The sequence below is a fragment of the Mycolicibacterium elephantis DSM 44368 genome, from assembly GCF_004014805.1.
Lineage (GTDB): Bacteria > Actinomycetota > Actinomycetes > Mycobacteriales > Mycobacteriaceae > Mycobacterium > Mycobacterium elephantis.
On sequence record NZ_ATDN01000062.1, the window covers coordinates 1 to 883 of the forward strand.

Genomic DNA, 883 nt, shown 5'->3' on the forward strand with positions numbered 1-883 from the left:
CGCTGACGGCGATTACCACGCGTTGATGGCCGATGCCCGCGCGAAACAGAATGCCAAGCGTCCCAAAGCATTCAAGCTCGATAACCCGGTATTGTGCGCCGCGATCGAGGCGTGGCTGGATGACGGGTGGAGTCCGGGGTTGATCGCGCAGATGTTGGCCAAAGATCACCCTGATGACAAGCTCAAACAGGTGAGCCACGAAACCATCTATCAGTGTCTTTATGTGCAGACTCGTGGTCAGCTACGCGCCGACTTGCACAAGTGCCTGTCGACCAAACGAGCCGCGCGCAAGTCTCGCGGCCACACCGATGGCCGGCGCGGCGTCTACTCCAGCGGCGAGGAATTCAAGATCAGTGATCGGCCCGCCGAAGTGGCTGACCGCGCCGTACCCGGGCACTGGGAAGGTGACCTCATCCTGGGCGCCGGCAACCGCAGTGCGATCGGCACGCTGGTAGAGCGCAGCACCCGGTTCACCATCTTGTTGCACCTGCCCCTCGATCACACCGCAGATACTGTGGCGGCGGCGATGATCGAGGCGATGAGCGAGCTACCTGAGCATCTACGCCGCTCGATCACCTGGGATCGTGGCTCAGAAATGGGCAAGTGGCGCGATATCCACCTAGAACTCAAGGCGCCGGTGTACTTCTGCAACCCGAGCTCACCCTGGCAACGCGGCACCAATGAGAACACCAACCGGTTGCTGCGGTTCTGGTTTGAAAAGGGCACCGACCTGGCCGTCCACACCAAAGCCGACCTCAAACGCGTCCAAGACAAACTCAACTCCCGACCCCGACCCACTTTGGACCTCGACACCCCCGCCCAGCGCCTAGCCGCACTCGTTAACCAAGCGGCCTAAATGTTTCCCTCACCACTTGACAATGCC

At 61.0% G+C, this 883-nt stretch carries 1 protein-coding gene; it reads left to right on the forward strand.

The window, feature by feature from the left end; all coding sequences use genetic code 11:
• A partial coding sequence (locus tag MELE44368_RS23820) for an IS30 family transposase (protein ID WP_128110752.1) occupies window positions 1–856 on the forward strand: 856 nt, incomplete at its 5' end.
• Between the last annotated feature and the right edge of the window lie 27 nt (window positions 857–883).